Annotated in this window: 22 protein-coding genes and 1 tRNA gene; 11 read left to right on the top strand and 12 right to left on the bottom strand. The window is 61.3% G+C overall.

Annotation, left to right across the window (positions count from 1 at the left end; all coding sequences use genetic code 11):
* Positions 1–11 precede the first annotated feature (11 nt).
* The 3 genes from NKI50_RS14395 to NKI50_RS14385 all read right to left on the bottom strand — a co-directional run bounded on the left by NKI50_RS14395 (position 12) and on the right by NKI50_RS14385 (position 1,406).
* On the bottom strand, positions 12–356 hold the full coding sequence (locus NKI50_RS14395; RefSeq protein ID WP_198030499.1) for a hypothetical protein: 345 nt from the start codon (positions 354–356) through the stop codon (positions 12–14).
* Positions 357–532: 176 nt separating this feature from the next.
* On the bottom strand, positions 533–973 hold the full coding sequence (locus NKI50_RS14390; RefSeq protein WP_352716940.1) for a hypothetical protein: 441 nt from the start codon (positions 971–973) through the stop codon (positions 533–535).
* Between the two features lie 133 nt (positions 974–1,106).
* Positions 1,107–1,406, bottom strand: a complete 300-nt coding sequence (locus tag NKI50_RS14385) for a DUF1236 domain-containing protein (protein ID WP_023719460.1) — start codon at positions 1,404–1,406, stop codon at positions 1,107–1,109.
* A gap of 424 nt (positions 1,407–1,830) precedes the next feature.
* On the opposite strand from NKI50_RS14385, the gene NKI50_RS14380 reads away from it, so the two are divergent.
* The 11 genes from NKI50_RS14380 to NKI50_RS14330 all read left to right on the top strand — a co-directional run bounded on the left by NKI50_RS14380 (position 1,831) and on the right by NKI50_RS14330 (position 11,272).
* Positions 1,831–2,022 carry a DUF3606 domain-containing protein gene (locus tag NKI50_RS14380; protein ID WP_023719459.1) on the top strand — a complete coding sequence of 64 codons (192 nt, stop codon included), beginning with the start codon at positions 1,831–1,833 and terminating at the stop codon, positions 2,020–2,022.
* 104 nt (positions 2,023–2,126) lie between these two features.
* Positions 2,127–2,393, top strand: coding sequence for a DUF6894 family protein (locus NKI50_RS14375; protein ID WP_352493800.1), 267 nt, complete (start codon positions 2,127–2,129; stop codon positions 2,391–2,393).
* A 732-nt stretch (positions 2,394–3,125) separates the two neighbouring features.
* Positions 3,126–3,542, top strand: coding sequence for a VanZ family protein (locus NKI50_RS14370; RefSeq protein ID WP_352482449.1), 417 nt, complete (start codon positions 3,126–3,128; stop codon positions 3,540–3,542).
* Between the two features lie 510 nt (positions 3,543–4,052).
* Complete coding sequence (locus NKI50_RS14365) at positions 4,053–4,724, top strand: GntR family transcriptional regulator (protein WP_023719455.1); 672 nt, start codon at positions 4,053–4,055, stop codon at positions 4,722–4,724.
* A gap of 86 nt (positions 4,725–4,810) precedes the next feature.
* The gene (locus NKI50_RS14360; protein ID WP_023719454.1) at positions 4,811–5,656 is read left to right on the top strand and encodes a transporter substrate-binding domain-containing protein; all 846 of its coding nucleotides are present in this window, start codon (positions 4,811–4,813) and stop codon (positions 5,654–5,656) included.
* A 69-nt stretch (positions 5,657–5,725) separates the two neighbouring features.
* Positions 5,726–6,439 carry an ABC transporter permease gene (locus NKI50_RS14355; protein WP_023719453.1) on the top strand — a complete coding sequence of 238 codons (714 nt, stop codon included), beginning with the start codon at positions 5,726–5,728 and terminating at the stop codon, positions 6,437–6,439.
* Positions 6,436–7,155 carry an ABC transporter permease gene (locus NKI50_RS14350; RefSeq protein ID WP_352716986.1) on the top strand — a complete coding sequence of 240 codons (720 nt, stop codon included), beginning with the start codon at positions 6,436–6,438 and terminating at the stop codon, positions 7,153–7,155. The genes NKI50_RS14355 and NKI50_RS14350 overlap by 4 nt, the downstream gene beginning before the upstream one ends.
* A gap of 21 nt (positions 7,156–7,176) precedes the next feature.
* Positions 7,177–8,769, top strand: coding sequence for a gamma-glutamyltransferase (gene ggt / locus NKI50_RS14345; RefSeq protein WP_352716937.1), 1,593 nt, complete (start codon positions 7,177–7,179; stop codon positions 8,767–8,769).
* Positions 8,770–9,232: 463 nt separating this feature from the next.
* On the top strand, positions 9,233–9,688 hold the full coding sequence (locus tag NKI50_RS14340) for a hypothetical protein (protein WP_352716935.1): 456 nt from the start codon (positions 9,233–9,235) through the stop codon (positions 9,686–9,688).
* Positions 9,685–10,440, top strand: coding sequence for an AAA family ATPase (locus NKI50_RS14335; RefSeq protein ID WP_352716933.1), 756 nt, complete (start codon positions 9,685–9,687; stop codon positions 10,438–10,440). Before NKI50_RS14340 ends, NKI50_RS14335 begins: the two co-directional genes overlap by 4 nt.
* Positions 10,441–10,657: 217 nt before the next feature.
* Positions 10,658–11,272 (top strand): class I SAM-dependent DNA methyltransferase, encoded by a 615-nt coding sequence (locus NKI50_RS14330; protein ID WP_352482429.1) that lies wholly within the window; start codon positions 10,658–10,660, stop codon positions 11,270–11,272.
* 213 nt (positions 11,273–11,485) lie between these two features.
* Here NKI50_RS14330 and NKI50_RS14325 read toward each other — a convergent pair.
* From NKI50_RS14325 to murA, 9 genes are all read right to left on the bottom strand, one after another.
* Positions 11,486–11,561 (bottom strand) — tRNA-Phe (locus tag NKI50_RS14325).
* Between the two features lie 375 nt (positions 11,562–11,936).
* The gene (gene yacG / locus NKI50_RS14320) at positions 11,937–12,128 is read right to left on the bottom strand and encodes a DNA gyrase inhibitor YacG (protein WP_023719447.1); all 192 of its coding nucleotides are present in this window, start codon (positions 12,126–12,128) and stop codon (positions 11,937–11,939) included.
* Positions 12,125–12,754 (bottom strand): Maf-like protein, encoded by a 630-nt coding sequence (locus tag NKI50_RS14315; RefSeq protein WP_023719446.1) that lies wholly within the window; start codon positions 12,752–12,754, stop codon positions 12,125–12,127. The genes yacG and NKI50_RS14315 overlap by 4 nt, the downstream gene beginning before the upstream one ends.
* Before the next feature lie 25 nt (positions 12,755–12,779).
* Positions 12,780–12,998, bottom strand: coding sequence for a translation initiation factor IF-1 (infA, locus tag NKI50_RS14310; RefSeq protein WP_006200926.1), 219 nt, complete (start codon positions 12,996–12,998; stop codon positions 12,780–12,782).
* 89 nt (positions 12,999–13,087) lie between these two features.
* Entirely contained in the window at positions 13,088–13,498 is a 411-nt protein-coding gene (locus tag NKI50_RS14305; protein ID WP_023719445.1) for an arsenate-mycothiol transferase ArsC, read from the bottom strand.
* A 58-nt stretch (positions 13,499–13,556) separates the two neighbouring features.
* On the bottom strand, positions 13,557–14,042 hold the full coding sequence (locus tag NKI50_RS14300) for a UPF0262 family protein (RefSeq protein ID WP_023719444.1): 486 nt from the start codon (positions 14,040–14,042) through the stop codon (positions 13,557–13,559).
* A 2-nt stretch (positions 14,043–14,044) separates the two neighbouring features.
* Positions 14,045–15,337: a histidinol dehydrogenase gene (gene hisD, locus NKI50_RS14295; RefSeq protein WP_023719443.1), complete on the bottom strand. Its 1,293-nt coding sequence runs from the start codon at positions 15,335–15,337 to the stop codon at positions 14,045–14,047.
* A 4-nt stretch (positions 15,338–15,341) separates the two neighbouring features.
* Positions 15,342–15,776 carry a DUF2948 family protein gene (locus NKI50_RS14290; protein ID WP_352716931.1) on the bottom strand — a complete coding sequence of 145 codons (435 nt, stop codon included), beginning with the start codon at positions 15,774–15,776 and terminating at the stop codon, positions 15,342–15,344.
* Positions 15,777–15,869: 93 nt separating this feature from the next.
* Positions 15,870–17,162 carry a UDP-N-acetylglucosamine 1-carboxyvinyltransferase gene (gene murA / locus NKI50_RS14285; RefSeq protein ID WP_352716929.1) on the bottom strand — a complete coding sequence of 431 codons (1,293 nt, stop codon included), beginning with the start codon at positions 17,160–17,162 and terminating at the stop codon, positions 15,870–15,872.
* Positions 17,163–17,312: the final 150 nt, after the last annotated feature.

The raw sequence follows: 17,312 nt of genomic DNA, 5'->3' as shown, positions 1-17,312 counted from the left end.
TTCGCCTTGCTTCAGGTGACCAGCGCGATGGTCGACGCAATCAGCATCAACGCCGCGACGCCGACGAACAGGGCGTAGATGCGCGGCCGATCGAGCAGGAGCGCGTTGCCGGATATCCATGCCGCGGTGGCGCCGCCAAGCGCGAAAAAGAAGGTGCTGCGGCGCCCGAAGCTCAAGCCGGCGGCCATCAGGCCGCCGATGATCAGGGCGCCGAATACGATGATCACGGCTACCGCGTATTTTTCGAAATCGTTGCTGCCGGCGCTCGGGCCGATCGCGTTCAACCTCGACAGATCGTCCGGATCGAACGGGCTGGTCGACCCATATTCGTCTTGACCGACAGGCTCATGCATCATTCGTTCTCCGCAAACCGACAGCAAATCATCAAGCCTCGCCGAGCGCAACCGCTCGCCGAATGTGATCGGCACGGTGTTCAACACTTTCTGGCGGCGGCTTGCCAGAGATTTTTGGGTGCGTGCTTTGATCGCCCTGCTGCTCGGTCTGATCAAAGTGCTTTGCCCGCGCTTGATCTTCAAGCCGCCCTGGCCAAAGACTGCGTCGCCTGAACGGAAGCTCCAAGCACCGCCTGTGCGGTGTCGGCCTGTCTTTCATCGACATGCGCCAGCACCAGGATCACACCTTGTGCGGCATCCGGCTGGCCCGGCTGCTTGCCGATACGGGACAATGTCGCGCCGGCAACGCCGCCCAAGACTGCACCGACGACGGCCGATGCCAGCCATCCCGCGCCGAGAGGATCGATGCCGGGCATATCAAAGGCGCCGAGGCCGGCCAACAAACCGGCTGCCGCGCCAAGGACGGCACCCGTACCTGGATCGCGCAAGACGGCGCCGATTTCATCATCGTAGGGTCCGATGACGCTGATCTCCTGGCGAGCAATTCCTGCTGCCTGAAGCGTTTCGACGGCACGGGCCGCCTGGTCATGGGAATCGAAAAGTCTGCTGATTGTTCGCATTGAAACTGCCTGTGAGGCCCCCCGGCCCTCGACGGTAAGGCGGGTCCCAGCTGAGCGCCGAGGAACCGCCTGACGCAAACGTCACCCGCCGCTCATTTCTGAGCGACGGGCGACGGCTGCCCGAGTTTTCACGTCACTCGATGACCTTGATGACCTTGCGCGTGCCTGGGTCCACGACAACGGTGCGGTTGTCAATGACGACATAACGATATTTGACGTTCGGGACCTCATGAAGCTCGACGGTGTCGGGGAGCGTCGAGCCGATGTTGAGCTCCACCCCAGGGATTTTCACCGAGGCCAGCGGCTGCTTTTTCACATACTCCCTGATGACGGTTTCCTGCTGCGGTTCGATGACAACGTCTTGCGCCGCAGCGGCGCCGACGCCTGCCAGCAGCAAAAGTCCCGCCGCCGCGGTGGAAAGATGCATTCTCATGGTCGTCTCCTTTGCGAACTCGGTCCGCTCTTCGCGCCAAGGCTCATTCGAACGGAAGCCAGCTGAAAACGTTCCGTCGACGGGGCTTCGGTCCCACCCGGCGGGGACCAATCGACGTGTTGCCGCAGGACCTAAGTCTGATCCTCGCGGGCAAAGGGTAGGTTTGTCGCGAAGCCCGGAACCGCCGCCGCTCAAACTCGTTGCTGGCTGCACGTTCCGGGAGGATTCTTTGGAAAATGTCGACGGTTGCTCGCACCGATCTTGGCTGTTTCCATTCCGATCGAACCTGGCATCTGCGCAGCCCTGTCCCTTCCTGCGCCGATAGGGTTCGCGCGTCACTTTTGTGGCGGGCGAACCCTCAATTGCAGCGTGCTTCTGACCAAAGTTGACCCTGAGGCGAGGAGAAGAGACGAGGAGAAGAGAAATGGCCGATGACAAGAGCAAGCGAGACTTCAGCGACCGCAACCGCGTGTCGGCGGATGAGTATTATGAAGTCGAATATTTCGCGCGGGAAAATGGTGTCTCGCCCAGCCAGGTGAGCAAGCTGATCAAAAGGACCGGTGGCGACCGGATGATCCTCTCGCAAGCGGTGAAAGCATTGCGCGAGCGCAAGTGAGACGGCGGCGGAGCCGGCGGTTGGAAAGGCACTGATCACAATCTGCCGAGAATTCCGGTCAGCTATCGACAACGTGCCCGGATGCCGCTGCTTCGGCCAAGCCAATGCCCCTTTATTTCTTCGATTCCGATGAAGACGGAATCGTCTATTCCGACGATCAGGGAACGTCATGTGACGATTTCCCGCTGGTCAGGAAAGAAGCCCTTCGCACATTGGGCGAGATGGCCAGGGATGGCCTTCCTCACCGAAGGATCACAGTCAAGGTCCGGAACGACCATGACGGTCTGGTGCTTGAAGTGGCTTTGACCTTTGCCGTCGAAACGCGGCATTTCGACGAACGGATTTTCCAGATCAACATGCGCATGAGTTGACGGCCCTATCGTTGTCGTGCCGACCATGAGATTTCTGGAGCAGCCGGCATCTTCCCCAAGGGAACATTAGAAGTCTCTAATTGTTATCTTAAGCAGCGGGAACCTCCCGGGTTTCTGCTGCAGATCGGGGTGCAACCCGGTCGGCCCGCGCCCTCCGCCAGAGGCGCGGGCTTCGTTTGTTTAGCCGATGCGCAACGCCATGCGGCGGCAGCATATTGGAGACCTGCGGGAGCATAAGCAGCAGAAGTCGCTACCGCGGCGCCCTGGCGCCCAGGCAACGGAGCCCGTCGTCCGACAGGGCGGCGGGCTTTTTGATGCGGGCCGGGTCATCGCGCAACCGGTGGAAATCCAATGCATGTCGCGCAAAAGTGTGAAGCGGTTTTGCGATAACGACATGCATCAAGACAAGAACTTTAAGCACGTCGCATGAGGCCGGTCGAACGCGACGCGCTTTAGCTGGGAGAGATGGCCGGCGCTGCTTCGTGAGGCGTGGGGTAAGGTGCCTGATGCAGCGCCGGCCAAGCGGAAATCAGGTCCGCCGCAGCCAGATAGTAGCTGCGTTGGCGCGGCGGGTAATTGCGTGATCGCGGAAGCCACACCATTGCAGACCACTTGCCACGAGCCCGGCCTGTGCAGCGGCTGACCCGAAGCATTCATTCATTCTGACGATGCACCGGACGCCCGGACGGCGGAAATTGGACGCCGCGCTCGCTCTCGATTCAGCGGCCAGCGGTGTTCCCTGCCGATTTCGGACGAAAGGCCATTTCACCCTTGTTGCGCCTGGATTCTTATCAGATCGTGGCAAGGATTGCTTTTCCCTCCGCGTTTGCCGGCGTTCTGCTGTTCGCCCTTTTGCCGGAGCAGCTCCTGCAGGGTCTTGGCCTGGCTTTCACGTTTGGTCACGACAAGCTCAATCACGCCGCCGCCTTCGTCGTGCTGGCGGCTCTCGGAAGTCTCGGCTGGCCGGAACACAAGGCGAAGCTGATCGTCCTCCTCGTGCTCACGGGCGCGGCGATCGAGGGCCTTCAGGCCGTGCAGCTGATAGGGCGCCACCCGGATCTATTCGACTGGGTGGCAGACTGCGCCGGAATGGCCTTCGGGCTGACAATTGCAGGCTGGACAAAGCGGCTCGCCGGCGGATTGCCATAGCTCGAAAGCGCATAACGGAATCGGCGCGCCCGTGCTGCAATATGGGGAAAATGGCCGGCGTCACTTGGGGGGCGCGTTGGGGTAAGTTGCCTGACGGACGCCGGCCAGGCGGAAAAATCAGGTCCGCCGCAAAGTAATGTAGCAGCGATGGCAAAGCGCGGCAGTAGCGTGATCGCGGAAGGTCCGCCTTCTCGCCTCCGATGCGGTGACCCGTTTTGGGTCAATAATTCTGGCACCTGAATTGCGCTGTAAGCAATGCCGGGGAACACTCCGGCGATCGTCCCCGAATATGGGGCCTCGCCGCTTCGCAAATGGAGCGGCGGGCCTTTTTGCCGGACGTTGAAAGCGGCCGATCAGCGGCTTAGCTGATGACGGTGTGCTTGCCCCATTTTCCCCCCAAGTGTTTATTCTCACAAGAGAAATTCTAACGCGCACAAGCTTCGGTGCTTGACACAGGTCGCGACAACTGGATAAGTGGATACACAGATACGCTCTGATTGGACCAAGGACATGGCAGCAGACGCAATCGAGCCGCTGGGCATCACGACCGCCGAGGAGGAGGCTTATCGCCACATTCAGCGTGCCTTGAGGATGGGGCGCTACCGCGCCGGGGACCGGCTTATCCCGGAAGAGATCGCGACGGAAATCGGCATGAGCCGCATGCCGGTTCGCGAAGCGTTCCGCCAGCTGGCCGCGGAAGGTCTTGTGGTCATTCGCCCGAACCGTGGCTGCATCGTCGCCGGGCTTACCCTCGATGAGATTTACGAAACCTTTGAAATGCGCTCGGTGCTCGAAGGGTTGGCGGTGAGGCTTGCCATGCCGCACATCGATGTCGAAGTGCTTGAAGAACTGGAACGCCAGCTCGACCGCATGGAGCGCGCCAGCCAGACCGGCAGCAGCGACTGGGTCGTGCGCCATCAGGCCTTCCATTTGCAGATTTGCCAACTGAGCAACCGACCCAAGCTGGTCCGGCAGATTGCCAGCCTGCACGTCGTGATCGAACCCTACCTGCGCATCTGGTTCGACTATGTCGACAAGCCCGCCAGCGCGCGCGCCGAGCACGAGATCCTGATTGAGGTGTTGCGGTCAGGTGATGCCGGCAAGGCAGAGATCGTCATGCGGGATCATATCGTCGAGACAGCGCCCCTTCTGGCCAACTTCGCAAGTCCCGGCCGCCGCTAGAAAACGCCATCTAACTCGTTGAAGCCGGAAGATAATCCGGCACGACGAAAGGGAACTGCCATACCGGCAAAAAAGAGGAGAATGACATGAAAATTAGCCGCATCGCAGCCATTGCGTCGGTCCTGTTCGGCCTGGTCCAGGCCGCCGTCGCACAAGAAACACCAAAGGCAATTACCATTGCCACCGAAGGAGCCTACGCGCCCTGGAATTTCACAACAGCCGACGGCAAACTGGACGGCTTCGAAGTCGATCTCGCCAATGATTTGTGCGGGCGAATGAAGATCGAGTGCAAGATCGTCGCACAGGACTGGGACGGCATGATCCCCGCGCTGACCGTCGGCAAGTTCGACGTGATCATGGCGAGCATGTTCATCACTGAAAAACGTCTGAAGATCATTGACTTTACCCAGCCATATGCGGTGGATCCCTCAGGTTTCGCGGTCGCAAAGGATAGCGAACTGGGCAAGGTCGGCATTTCCAACGAGCGGTTCAAGCTGGAGAATGAAGCCTCTGCGCAGGCGGCAATCGACAAGCTCAAGCCATTGCTGAAGGGAAAGATCATTGGAGTTCAGGCCGCAACGGCGAACCTGGAATTTGTGAAAAAATACTTCTCGGACGTCGCTGAGATTCGCGAATACAAGACCACCGAGCAACACGATCTCGATCTTGCCGCGGGTCGCATCGACGCGCTCTTCGCACAGCAGACAGCGCTGGCCGCCACGCTGGGCAAACCGGAGTTCAGCGACTATACGCTTGCCGGGCCGGGATTTGTCGGGGGGCTCTTCGGTCTTGGCTCCGGTGCCGGTATCCGCAAAGAGGACATCAAGCTGAAAGATATGCTCAACGGGGCCATCGACGCCGCGATCGCCGATGGCACGATCAAAACCCTGTCGCTTAAATGGCTCAAGAGCGACGTCACTCCAGTCAAGTAGGCGCTTGTCGGCGAACGGCCATTCCTGACCCGTTCCGGAGCTGAGCCGTTCGCCCTGCCGGGGGTATCGATGGTTGACGCATTCCGGCTACTTGGTTTCCAGCACGGAGGTTGGGGGGCTGCTCTTCTCATGGCGGCCTCGGTTACAGTGCTTCTGTCTGTGCTGGGCTTTGCGCTTGGCGCTGTATTCGGTGGGCTGGCAGCGGCCGGCCGTCTCCGCAACTCCAAGGTATTGAGGTTCTTGGCCCTTGGCTATTGCACGGTTTTCCGAGGCGTGCCCGACCTTCTGACCATTTATCTGCTTTACTATGGAGGAAGTGTCGCCCTGACCTCGCTTGGTCATAGCCTGGGCGGGTCCGGATTCGTCGGCGTTCCGGCCTTTGCCACTGGAACCTTGGCCATCGCAATCATCTCGGGCGCCTATCAAGCCGAGGTCTATCGAGGGGCCTACCTCGCCATCGACCAAGGACAGCACGATGCCGCTTGCGCGCTTGGTCTCAACCGGCTGCAGCGGCTGCGACAGGTTATTTTTCCCCAGCTCCTGAGCTACGCGCTGCCAGGTCTCGGCAACGTGTGGCAGTTGGTTCTGAAGGACTCGTCGCTGATATCGGTAATCGGCCTCGTTGAACTGATGCGCCAGGCACAGATCGCTGCAGGTTCGACCCGTGAACCATTCATCTTCTACATTGCTGCAGCCTTGCTCTATCTGGCTATCGCTTCCGTCACGGGCCATGCCTTTTACCGTCTGGAACGAAAGGCGCCGTGGCGCGTCCGGTCGGCATGATAGATTTCAGTTTTTTCCTCGAAATCCTGCCGAAGCTCCTCGCCGGCCTGCCGCTTACGATAGAATTGGCCCTGACTTCCATTGTTGCCGGCTTCGTCCTTGCCGTCACATTGGCGCTTGCCCAGCAATCGGAATCGCCCTTCGTCGTTTTGCCGATCCGTGGCTTCGTTGCCGTGTTCAGGGGCACGCCCCTGCTGGTGCAGATTTTTCTGACATATTATGGCCTTGGTCAGTTCCGGCACCAACTGTCGGCAATTGGATTATGGGCCGTTTTCCGCGAACCCTACTGGTGCGCAATCATCGCGCTGACACTCAACACCACCGCCTATGGCAGTGAAATCCTCCGCGGCGCGATTCAATCGGTGCCGCGCGGCCTTGTCGAGGCGGCCCGGTCTGTCGGCCTGTCCACCTGTCTGACCTATCGGCATGTTATCCTGCCGCTGGCCTTTCGCCAGGCTCTGCCGAGTTACGGCAACGAAATCATCCTGATGATCAAGGGCACGTCTCTGGCCTCCATCGTGACCTTGATGGAGGTGACTGGAATTGCCCAGGGATTGATCTCCCAGACTTACCGCGCCTTTGAAGTCTTCATCTGCGCGGGCGCCATTTATCTCACTTTGAATTTCGCGATCATCCGTGCCTTGGCGGCACTCGAATACTGGATGTCGCGGCATCTGCGGCACCGCCCCTCGACGATGAGGGACGCCGCCTCTTGAGCACGATCAGAAGGGCGTAGCATGCGAAATTTTGAGAAACCAACGCGCTCGGTCGTCGTTTCACGCGAGGCCATGGCCGCCACCTCTCATCCGTCGGCGACCCTGACGGCGGTGGAGATCATGGCGACCGGCGGCAACGCCATGGATGCCGCCATCGCAGCCTGCGCGGTGCAATGTGTCGTCGAACCAGCCTCGACAGGCATTGGAGGCGATTGCTTCGCTCTTCTGTCGCGAAACGGATCCGGCGAGGTCATCGCCTACAACGGATCGGGCAGGACACCCGCCGTCCTCACAATTGACTGGTTCCTCGAACGTGGCATGGCGGAGGTAGCTCGCAATTCTCCTGGCTCCGTCACCATCCCGGGAGCGATCGATGCCTGGACCAGATTGCACGCTGATCACGGGCACATGCCCTTCGATCAAATCCTGGCCCCTGCTATACGCTTCGCCGAGGAAGGCTACGCCATTTCACCGCGGGTCCATCGTGACTGGGCGTTGGAGGAAGAACTTCTGGCCTCCGATGTTACTGCGAAACGGATTTTCCTGCCAAACGGTCGCGCGCCAAGCGTTGGCCAAGTGCATCGCCAGCCTGAGTTGGCTGCAACGCTGCGGCTGATCGCAAGAAAAGGACGAGAGGCTTTCTACGCTGGCCCTGTGGCCGAAGACATGGTCGCCTATCTTCGTGGGCTCGGCGGATTGCACACACTCGAAGATTTCGCCTCGGCAACAGGCGAGTACGTGACCCCGATCAGCACGGCGTTTCGAGGCTGCGATGTGTTCGAATGTCCGCCGAATGGCCAGGGTGTGATCGCGTTGCTGATTCTAAACATCCTCTCGCGCTTCGAAGCCAACGGCGACCCGCAATCCGCGGACCGGCTTCACCTGGAAATCGAAGCGACACGCCTCGCTTACGCCGCGCGTGACCTGCTCGTCGCCGATCCTGATGCGTCCGAGGTCCCGGTGGCCGATATGTTGTCGAATGCTTGGGCCGATCGTCTGGCCGGCATGATTGACCTAAAGCGCGCCCGCGCGGACCTGCCGGCGTTCGATATGCCGCTGCACAGCGACACGGTCTATATTTCCGTTGTCGACAAGGATCGCAATGCGGTCAGTTTCATCAACTCGGTCTTCGACAGCTTTGGCTCGGGCCTGGTCTCGCCACGCTCCGGTGTCGTCTTGCACAATCGCGGGCAAAGCTTTTCGCTTGACCCCAGGCACCCCAATGCAGTGGCACCGAACAAGCGACCTCTGCATACCATCATACCCGGGATGCTTGCGAGAGGCGGCCGGGCAGAGATGCCTTTCGGCGTTATGGGTGGCTACTACCAGGCAATGGGCCACGCGCACCTGCTGACGAAGGTGCTCGACTTCGGGATGGATCTGCAGGAGGCGATCGATCTGCCGCGGGTCGCCCCTGTCAGCGGCACGATGAAGGTCCAGGCCGAACACGGGCTCGCTCGCGAAACCGTAGCTGAACTTAGCCGGCGCGGTTTCGAAATCATTCCTGCCACGGACCCGATCGGCGGTGCGCAGGCTATTCGCATCGATTGGGCAAACGGGACCCTGCTGGGCGGTTCTGAACCGCGCAAGGACGGCTGCGCCCTCGGTCTGTAGGGCGGTTGTGGCCAGAGCGGAATCCAAGATGCTGAAGGCGTTCTTCATCGCCATTTGGCCGGCGAGCAGGAGCCTCTGGCGCCATGGTCCAGATAATTCTTGCACGCCATCGACAATCCGCTCGGCGCGAGATTGTCACCCATGTCTTAGGTATAAACTGTTACTTATATCTCCGGGCCGTACAGGGAAAAAATGGTGCCCGGAGGCGGATTCGAACCACCGACACGCGGATTTTCAGTCCGCTGTCGGTGATTGATATTGTTCAGATTTTAGGCCGAATGTCGCGTTTGTGTCGCGTCAAGCCAAAACCGCCCGCTCGGCCTGAACTCGTTGCCCTGTTCAGCGCCCAAACGCGCGTGCCGTGGTGCCGGCAGTCATTCAGATGGATGATGGTATGGTTCGGCACTCATAGTAAGCACTGATCCCCAGGCAATTTAGAGACTTTCTGAGGTCCATGTTCCCTATGGGCGCAAGCGGCGCGACGACGGAGGTGTTGGCGCAGGCGGCGGGGTCGGCGTCGTCGAGGCTCGCACGCCTGGAAGCCACGACGACCGACGTCGACCAACGGGCAACCGTTGGGCGCTCGATCGATCAGGAGATGGCACGGGCGACGAGCCAGTTCGACAGCGACAGGCGTGTCAACCAGCCGCAAGCGCAGGCGATCGAGAAGCAATTGCAAGTTCTCAAGTCAACCAGCAACGCTGTCGCGGCTCAACAGGCGGGACTGCACGCCATGGAAAGGCAGTCTTCCATCGCATCGCATCTCCTCCAAAGCTTTTTGCGGCGTCAGCAGGATGCCAGCGAGCGGGGTCAAACCGGCCAGGCGGATGCCAGAGTGTTTACGCTCGCCACACCGCCGGAGCGGGCGAGCTCGCTTCATCCGATCTTTCTGCTTCCTGTTCGGGAGATGCCTATATGATTATCGAGTTGTTCGGTCCGCCTGGCGCAGGCAAGACGACCCTTCTCCGCGCCCTTTGCCGTGAGCTGGCGAAACACGACATCCGTGTGAAGACAGTCAATGGCTATCGCCGGATTGATTTTGTGTCTGTCGGTAGCGAAGTCGATTCGGTCGAGGATGAAGGCCCGGAGACACGCCATGGCATCCAGCGTCTGGTGCACAAGCTCGCCACCGCGAGTCCGGTCTTGTTCTCGACCCCGCCGAGCGAGGGGGCCGCTGCGCGGCTTTTGGCATCGATCCCTCCAAAAAGTCGAATATGGGCGTTGCGTCTGAAGATCGACGTCGTTTTGCTTTTCGAAGCCTGGAATACGGCGCAGGCCTCAGAAGGGTACTTCATTTTCGAAGAGGGCATTGTTCAGGCGTTGTGCGCGCTCGTCCTGTTGGGACGAAATCAAAGTATCGACATGGTTCGTAATTGCCTGACGTTCCTGCCGCGACCGGATCTCCTCATTCAAGTCGACGCGCCCGGGGAAACGCTGCGCCACCGCCTCATTGAGCGGTATGCGCGGCAGCCGTACCTCGAGCGCCTTCTCGAAGTCGGAGTGGTCAGGGGCCTGAAGCAAGCGGATATCGCGAGGGAGATCGGGCAATGCCTGCAAGACAAATGGCCGCTGATGCGTGTCGACGGCCTCGACCCACGCAATTTCGAACAGGTCGTCGCGCGCATCGTGGGGCACGGATTGCCCGCGACGGCATGCGTCGGGCCAGACTAGAGGCGCGAGTTGCATGGTGCTCACGGTGAGATCGTTCGTTGGCATTCGCAGATTTCTGCGGGCGCAGCGGCGACCGTTCGGGAGCGTCCATGAGAACCGTGCACCCGCTCGTCGGGATTACCGAGCAAGCCACCAGACGGCTGGGTACGGTGCCCATTACTCCGACACGTACCGGTCCGGCTACTATGCAGCTCTGTGGTCGGGTATCGAAAAGCCTTTGGTCGAACGTATTCTCCTGCCTGTCGGCGGGCCGAACCGGAAATGCCTGGACTTCGCATGCGGCACAGGCCGCATAGCAAATATCGCAGCTCCATTTTTTGGTGAAGTCGTCGGCGTTGACATCTCCCAATCTATGCTGGCTAGCGCACGGGTTCCGAAGAACGTGAAATTGGTCCGCGCTGATCTTACGTTCTCTCCGCTTGCCGAAAGGTTCGACGTGGTCACGGCATTCAGATTCTTCCTCAATGCTGAAGATGAGCTCAGGAAGGATGCACTGTCGGCCATCAGCGCGCATTTGAACGAAGGTGGATTGCTAATCTCGAATATCCACATGAATGCGACCTCCCCAATAGGGCTGGTCTGCCGCATTCTGAACCGTTATGCAGGAGGGACAGTCCGCCACACTTTGAGCATTAAAGGATACGAGCAGACGCTCATTGCAAATGGCTTTATTGTCGAGCGGATAGTTGGGTACGGTTTTTTGCCGCGACCCGGGAAATTGCTGCCAAGACTGTGCGAAATATTGATGGTGCCGTTTGAAAGGATCTGCGCAAGTGCCAGGATTCCGGCGGAGCTTGCGCAGAATTTCCTGGTGGTTGCCAGAAAGCGGTAAAGCCGGCGGGCACATGAAATTTGAAACCGAGCATTTGCCATGAGGCTGGTCTTTGTTGAAGCTGATGTCGCGTTCATGTCGCGTGGAGTTGCCGACAGTCGCAGGAAACCCTTGAAACTCAACGGTAACAGTTCGCAACACGGCGCGACATGAAATGCCGTAAGTCGCCAAGCTGGCGACACCGCAAGCCATTGACTTTATATGAGGAAGTAGTGGTGCCCAGAGGCGGATTCGAACCACCGACACGCGGATTTTCAGTCCGCTGCTCTACCAACTGAGCTATCTGGGCCTGCTCCGGCGGGCGGCAATCTGCACACCGGGTTCATGAAAGCGCCGTCGGCACCCCTTGAAAGCGCGTGGGTTATAGCACGGGAATCCGGCCTGTCCAGCGCTTAGAGCATGATCTCGAAAAGTGGAATCCGGTTTTCGGAAAAGATCATGCTCAAACAAAAAGCATGATCCCGAAAAGTGGAATCCGGTTTTCGGAAAAGATCATGCTCAGGCAAAACGCCAGAACCTGTTCCATCCGACTCTACCCGGATGGAACAGCTTCTGGACATTGAGTTCAGGCGGGAAGCGACAGGCAGTCGGCAAGGCCGATCATCGGTCACAATCGCGGCCGCGAAACCGTCCCGAGCTTGTGGAAAACTGCAGGCGGACGGCGCTATTTCTGGTGGTCGTCGTCGTCCTCGTCGTCGCGGCCCGGGATGACGTAGACGCCCTTCAGCCAGCGGTTGAGGTCGATGTCCTTGCAGCGCTTCGAGCAGAACGGGTAGGTTTCGCGCGCCGATGGCTTGCCGCATTCGGGGCAGGGCCGCTTGGGTCGCAGCGGCGTGACCTTGTCGTCCGGGCTCATATCCGCGCACCCGCCAGCCAGTTGACGTGCACCTTGAAGCCTTCGCCGCTCAGCAGCGCCACCGTCTCGTAGAGCGGCAGGCCGACGACGTTGGTGTAGGAGCCGACGAGCTTGACGACGAAGGCGCCGGCAAGCCCCTGGACGGCATAGCCGCCGGCCTTGCCGCGCCATTCTCCCGACGCGATATAGGCGTCGATCTCCTCGCGCGGCAGCCGCTTGAAGCGCACCCTGGTCTCGACCAGCCGCAAGCGCTGCTTGCCGCCCGGCGTGATCAGGCAGATGCCGGAATAGACCCGGTGCGAACGGCCGGACAGCAGCCCGAGGCAGTTGGCGGCATCGTCGAGCGTCTCGGCCTTGGGCAGGATGCGCCGCCCGACGGCAACCACCGTGTCGGCGGCCAGCACGAAGCTCGGCAGGTAGTCCGTCTCGGTTTTCAGCGAGACCAGCGCCTTCTCGGCCTTCTGCGTCGCTAGCCGCTTGGCCAGCGACCGCGGATGCTCGGCACGCAGCGGCGTCTCGTCGACATCGGCCGGCAGCACGCGATCCGGCTCGATGCCGGCCTGCTGCAACAGCTCGATCCGGCGCGGCGAACCCGAGGCAAGCACGAGCTTCTGCAAAATGCCCATCGCGATCCCGGCCGGGTCCTTGAACTTACTTGAAGCGGTAGGTGATGCGGCCCTTGGTCAGGTCGTAGGGCGTCATCTCGACCAGGACCTTGTCGCCGGTCAAAACGCGGATGCGATTCTTGCGCATGCGGCCGGCCGTATGGGCGATGATTTCATGTTCGTTTTCGAGCTTGACCCTGAACATCGCGTTGGGCAGCAATTCCGTCACGACACCCGGAAACTCGAGGACTTCTTCCTTCGGCATTCGATACCTTTGCTTGGATGGGTACTTCCAGCGCCCCGGCCGGAAAGTTGCGCGGAACCTATATGATAAACGTCCGCTTGTGAACACGCTTAATCCGCGGCGTTTTCAGCCTCGTTGCCGAGAAAACGGCGGCCGATCCGCGCCTTCAGCCGCTCGCGCACGTCGCGATAGGCAGCCATGATCTGTTCGCGCGTGCCGCTGACGCCGGTCGGGTCGGGCATCGGCCAATATTCGACTTCGACGGCCAGCGAGCGGGTGAGTTCGAGCGCGGTGTGGTGGGCTTCCGGCGCCAGCGTCACGATCAGATCGAAATAATCGTCTTCGAGGTCGTCCATCGTTCTCGGGTGCCGTTCGCCGAGCGACAGCCCCTCTTCGGCCAGCACGGCATCGACGAACGGATCGCGTTCGCCGCCGCGCACCCCGGCCGAGGCGACGAAAGTGGTAGGCGGGAGCACCTTGCGCGCCAGCAATTCGGCCATCGGCGAGCGCACGGCGTTCATGCCGCAAACAAACAGGATCGAGCGGGGCAGGATCGAGCGGGGCAGCGGGGCGGCCAGTTTAACCTCGCCAGTGCAGCACGCAAACCAGCGTGAACAGCCGGCGCGCCGTGTCGAAATCGATGTCGATCTTGCCGGCAAGCCGGTCCATCAGCGTCTGCGAGCCTTCATTGTGCAGGCCGCGCCGGCCCATGTCGATCGCCTCGATATGGCTGGGCGTCGCGGTGCGGATGGCGTCGTAATAGCTTTCACAGATCATGTAGTAATCCTTGACGATGCGCCTAAGCGGCGTCAGCGACAGGATATGGGTGACCACGGCTGCGCCGTCCTCGCGCGCCACCGCGAACACCAGCCGGGATTCGGCCAGCGACAGTTTCAGTCGGTATGGCCCGGCACCGTCGTCATTGACCGGCTGGAAACGGTTCTCCTCGATCAGGTCGAAGATCGCCACCGCCCGCTCATGCTCGACATCGGGCGTCGATCGGCCGATCGTCTCGTCGAGCTCGACATCGATCAGCCTGGCGCGGGTTTCGTCGTAGTCGGACATTTCTACATGTTCAGCCGGATGGCGACGGAGCGTCCATGCGCATCGAGTCCTTCCGCCTTGGCCAGCGTGATCGCCGCCGGCGCCAGCGCCCGCAACTGTTCCGGCCCGAGCTTCAGGATCGAGGTACGCTTGACGAAATCGAGCACCGAAAGCCCGGACGAAAAGCGCGCCGAGCGCGCCGTCGGCAGCACGTGGTTGGAGCCGGCGACATAGTCGCCGATGGCCTCCGGCGTATGCCGGCCGAGAAACACCGCACCGGCATTGCGCATCCGCGCCAGGAAAGGCTCTGGGTCGTCGATGGCAAGCTCGACATGTTCGGCCGCGATGCGGTCGACCAGCGGCAGTGCTGCCTCGATCGTCGGCACCAGGACTATGGCGCCGAAATCGCGCCAACTCGCCGCCGCCGTCGCGGCGCGCGGCAGGTTCTGCAATTGGCGTTCAACCGCCTGTTCGACCGCGTCGCCGAAGGCAGGGTCGTTGGTGATCAGGATCGATTGCGACGACACGTCGTGCTCGGCCTGGGCCAGCAGGTCGGCTGCGATCCAGTCGGGGTCGTTGCTGCCGTCGGCGACGACCAGCACTTCCGAAGGCCCGGCGATCATGTCGATGCCGACCGTGCCGAACACCTGGCGTTTGGCCGCCGCGACATAGGCATTGCCGGGGCCGACGATCTTGGCGACGGGCTTTATCGTCTCGGTGCCATAGGCAAGGGCTGCGATCGCCTGGGCGCCGCCGACGCGGTAGATTTCGGAAACGCCGGCAAGGTCGGCCGCGACCAGCACCAGCGGCGGCACGTCGCCGCCGGAGGCTGGCACCACCATGGCAATGCGCTCGACGCCGGCGACCTTGGCCGGCACGGCGTTCATCAGCACCGAGCTCGGATAGCTCGCCGTGCCGCCCGGCACATAGAGCCCGACGGCCTCGATCGCCGTCCAGCGCGAGCCGAGCTCGACGCCGGCGGCGTCGGTATAGCGATCGTCTTTAGGCAGCTGCCGCTGGTGATGGGAGCGGATGCGCTCGCGGGCGAATTTCAGCGCCTCGACCGTCTGCGGATCGGCTGCATCGTAAGCCTTGGCAATGTCATCCTTGGACACCGCAATGCCGAGCCTTGTCAGGTCGCCGCCGCCGAATTTCTGCGTGTAGGCGACGAGCGCCGCGTCGCCGTCGGCGCGCACCTTGGCGATGATCTCGCGCACCACGGCGTCGACGTCGGCCGAGACTTCCCGCTTGGTCAGCAGGAACGCGGCAAAGCGCTGCTCGAAATCGGCGTCGGACTGGCGAAGCGTGATGGCCATCGGCTCAGACCCTGTGGACCGGGCGCGACGTCGCTTCCCAGGCACCGCCGACATCGGCAAGCCGCGCCTCGATGCATTCGACATCGAGCATGATGGCGCCGCCTCCCGCAAAGATCAGCTCGACGATGCCGGCCGGCTTGTCTAGCGCGAGAAAGCTGATCGCCAGCAGCGACAGCACCTCGTCCGGTTTGTCGCGGGCAATGCCGCTGGTCTTGGCGGCGAGCACCCGGTCGAAATGCAGCACCGCTTGCCGCCGCTCATTGTGCTGGCGCCAGAAGCCCGATTTCGCCTCCCAGACGAAGCGGTTCATGGTCAGCACGAAGCGCTTGACCGAAGGCAGGTATTCGAGATCGCTGACCTTCATCACGGCATCCTGGACATGCGCCGAGATGATGCTCAGATCCTGATCGTCGAGCGCGACAAGCTTAAGGCCATTCATGCGGAATTCGCACCTGCGAAGGTTTACATTTGGCCTTCTGTTAGGCGGTCTTGGCGATCCGCGCAACCGGACCGCAAGCCTTGCGGAAAGGCTTTACCCCGAAATGCGCTCGATCTCCGCGCCGCAGCCGGACAGCTTTTCTTCCAGCCGCTCGAAGCCGCGGTCGAGATGATAGACGCGGTTGACCGTGGTCTCGCCTTCTGCCGCAAGGCCGGCGATGACCAGCGACACCGAGGCGCGAAGGTCGGTTGCCATGACAGGCGCGCCCTTCAGCTTCGCCACGCCGTCGACGATCGCCGTCTGGCCGGACAGCGTGATGTGGGCGCCGAGCCGGGCGAGCTCCTGGACGTGCATGAAGCGGTTTTCGAAGATCGTCTCGGTGATGCGCGACTTGCCCTTGGCCATCGTCATCAGGCCCATGAACTGCGCCTGCAGATCGGTCGGGAACGCCGGGAACGGCGCCGTCGTCACGTCGACCGGCGAAATGCCGGCGCCGTTGCGCCTGACGCGGATGCCGGAATTGGTCTGCGTGATCTCGGCACCGGTCTGCGAAATGATGTCCAGCGCCGTCTGCAACAAGTCGGGCCGCGCGCCTTCCAGCACGACGTCGCCGCCGGTCATCGCCACCGCCATCGCATAGGTGCCGGTCTCGATACGGTCGGGGATCACCCTGACGCGGGCGCCCGACAGCGCCTCGACGCCGTCGATGGTGATGGTCGCGGTGCCAGCGCCGGAGATCTTCGCGCCCATCGCGTTGAGGCAGTCGGCAAGGTTGACGATCTCGGGCTCGCGGGCTGCGTTTTCGAGCACCGTCTCGCCCTTGGCCAGCGAGGCCGCCATCATCAGCACATGGGTGGCGCCGACCGAGACTTTCGGGAACACATAGCGGTTGCCGACAAGCCGGCCGTTTTTGATCTTGGCGATGACATAGCCGGTGTCGACGTCGATATCGGCGCCCAGCGCCTGCAGGCCTTCGAGGAACAGGTCGACCGGGCGCGTGCCGATGGCGCAGCCGCCGGGCAGTGACACCTTGGCCTCGCCCATGCGGGCCAGCAGCGGGCCGATCACCCAGAACGACGCCCGCATCTTCGAGACAAGCTCATAAGGCGCCGTGGTGTCGACGATGTTGCGGGCGGAGAAAGTGATGGTGCGCGAATAGCCCTCTTGCTGCTTTTCGCGGCGGCCATTGACCGAATAGTCGACGCCATGATTGCCGAGGATGCGGATGAGCTGCTCGACATCGGCCAGATGCGGCACGTTTTCCAGCGTCAGCGTATCGTCGGTCAACAGCGAGGCGATCATCAGCGGCAGCGCGGCGTTTTTCGCACCCGAGATCGGGATGCTTCCGGCAAGCTTGTTGCCGCCGACAATTCTGATGCGATCCATGAAGAGCGTCCCCTCGGCCGAAAGGCCGGTTAAATCGGTTGAGTCAGTTGCGGCCCATCTAGACCATTGGCCGGCTTGGTTCAAGAAACAGGCTATTTCCCCGCGTTGGCCCACGATACCTTGGCCAAAATACCGGCGACCAACATAGCC

Source organism: Mesorhizobium sp. M0563 (genome assembly GCF_040321065.1).
Taxonomy (GTDB): Bacteria; Pseudomonadota; Alphaproteobacteria; order Rhizobiales; family Rhizobiaceae; genus Mesorhizobium.
The sequence above is the reverse complement of the archived record's forward strand: the minus strand, read 5'-3'. Positions and strand labels throughout refer to the sequence as shown.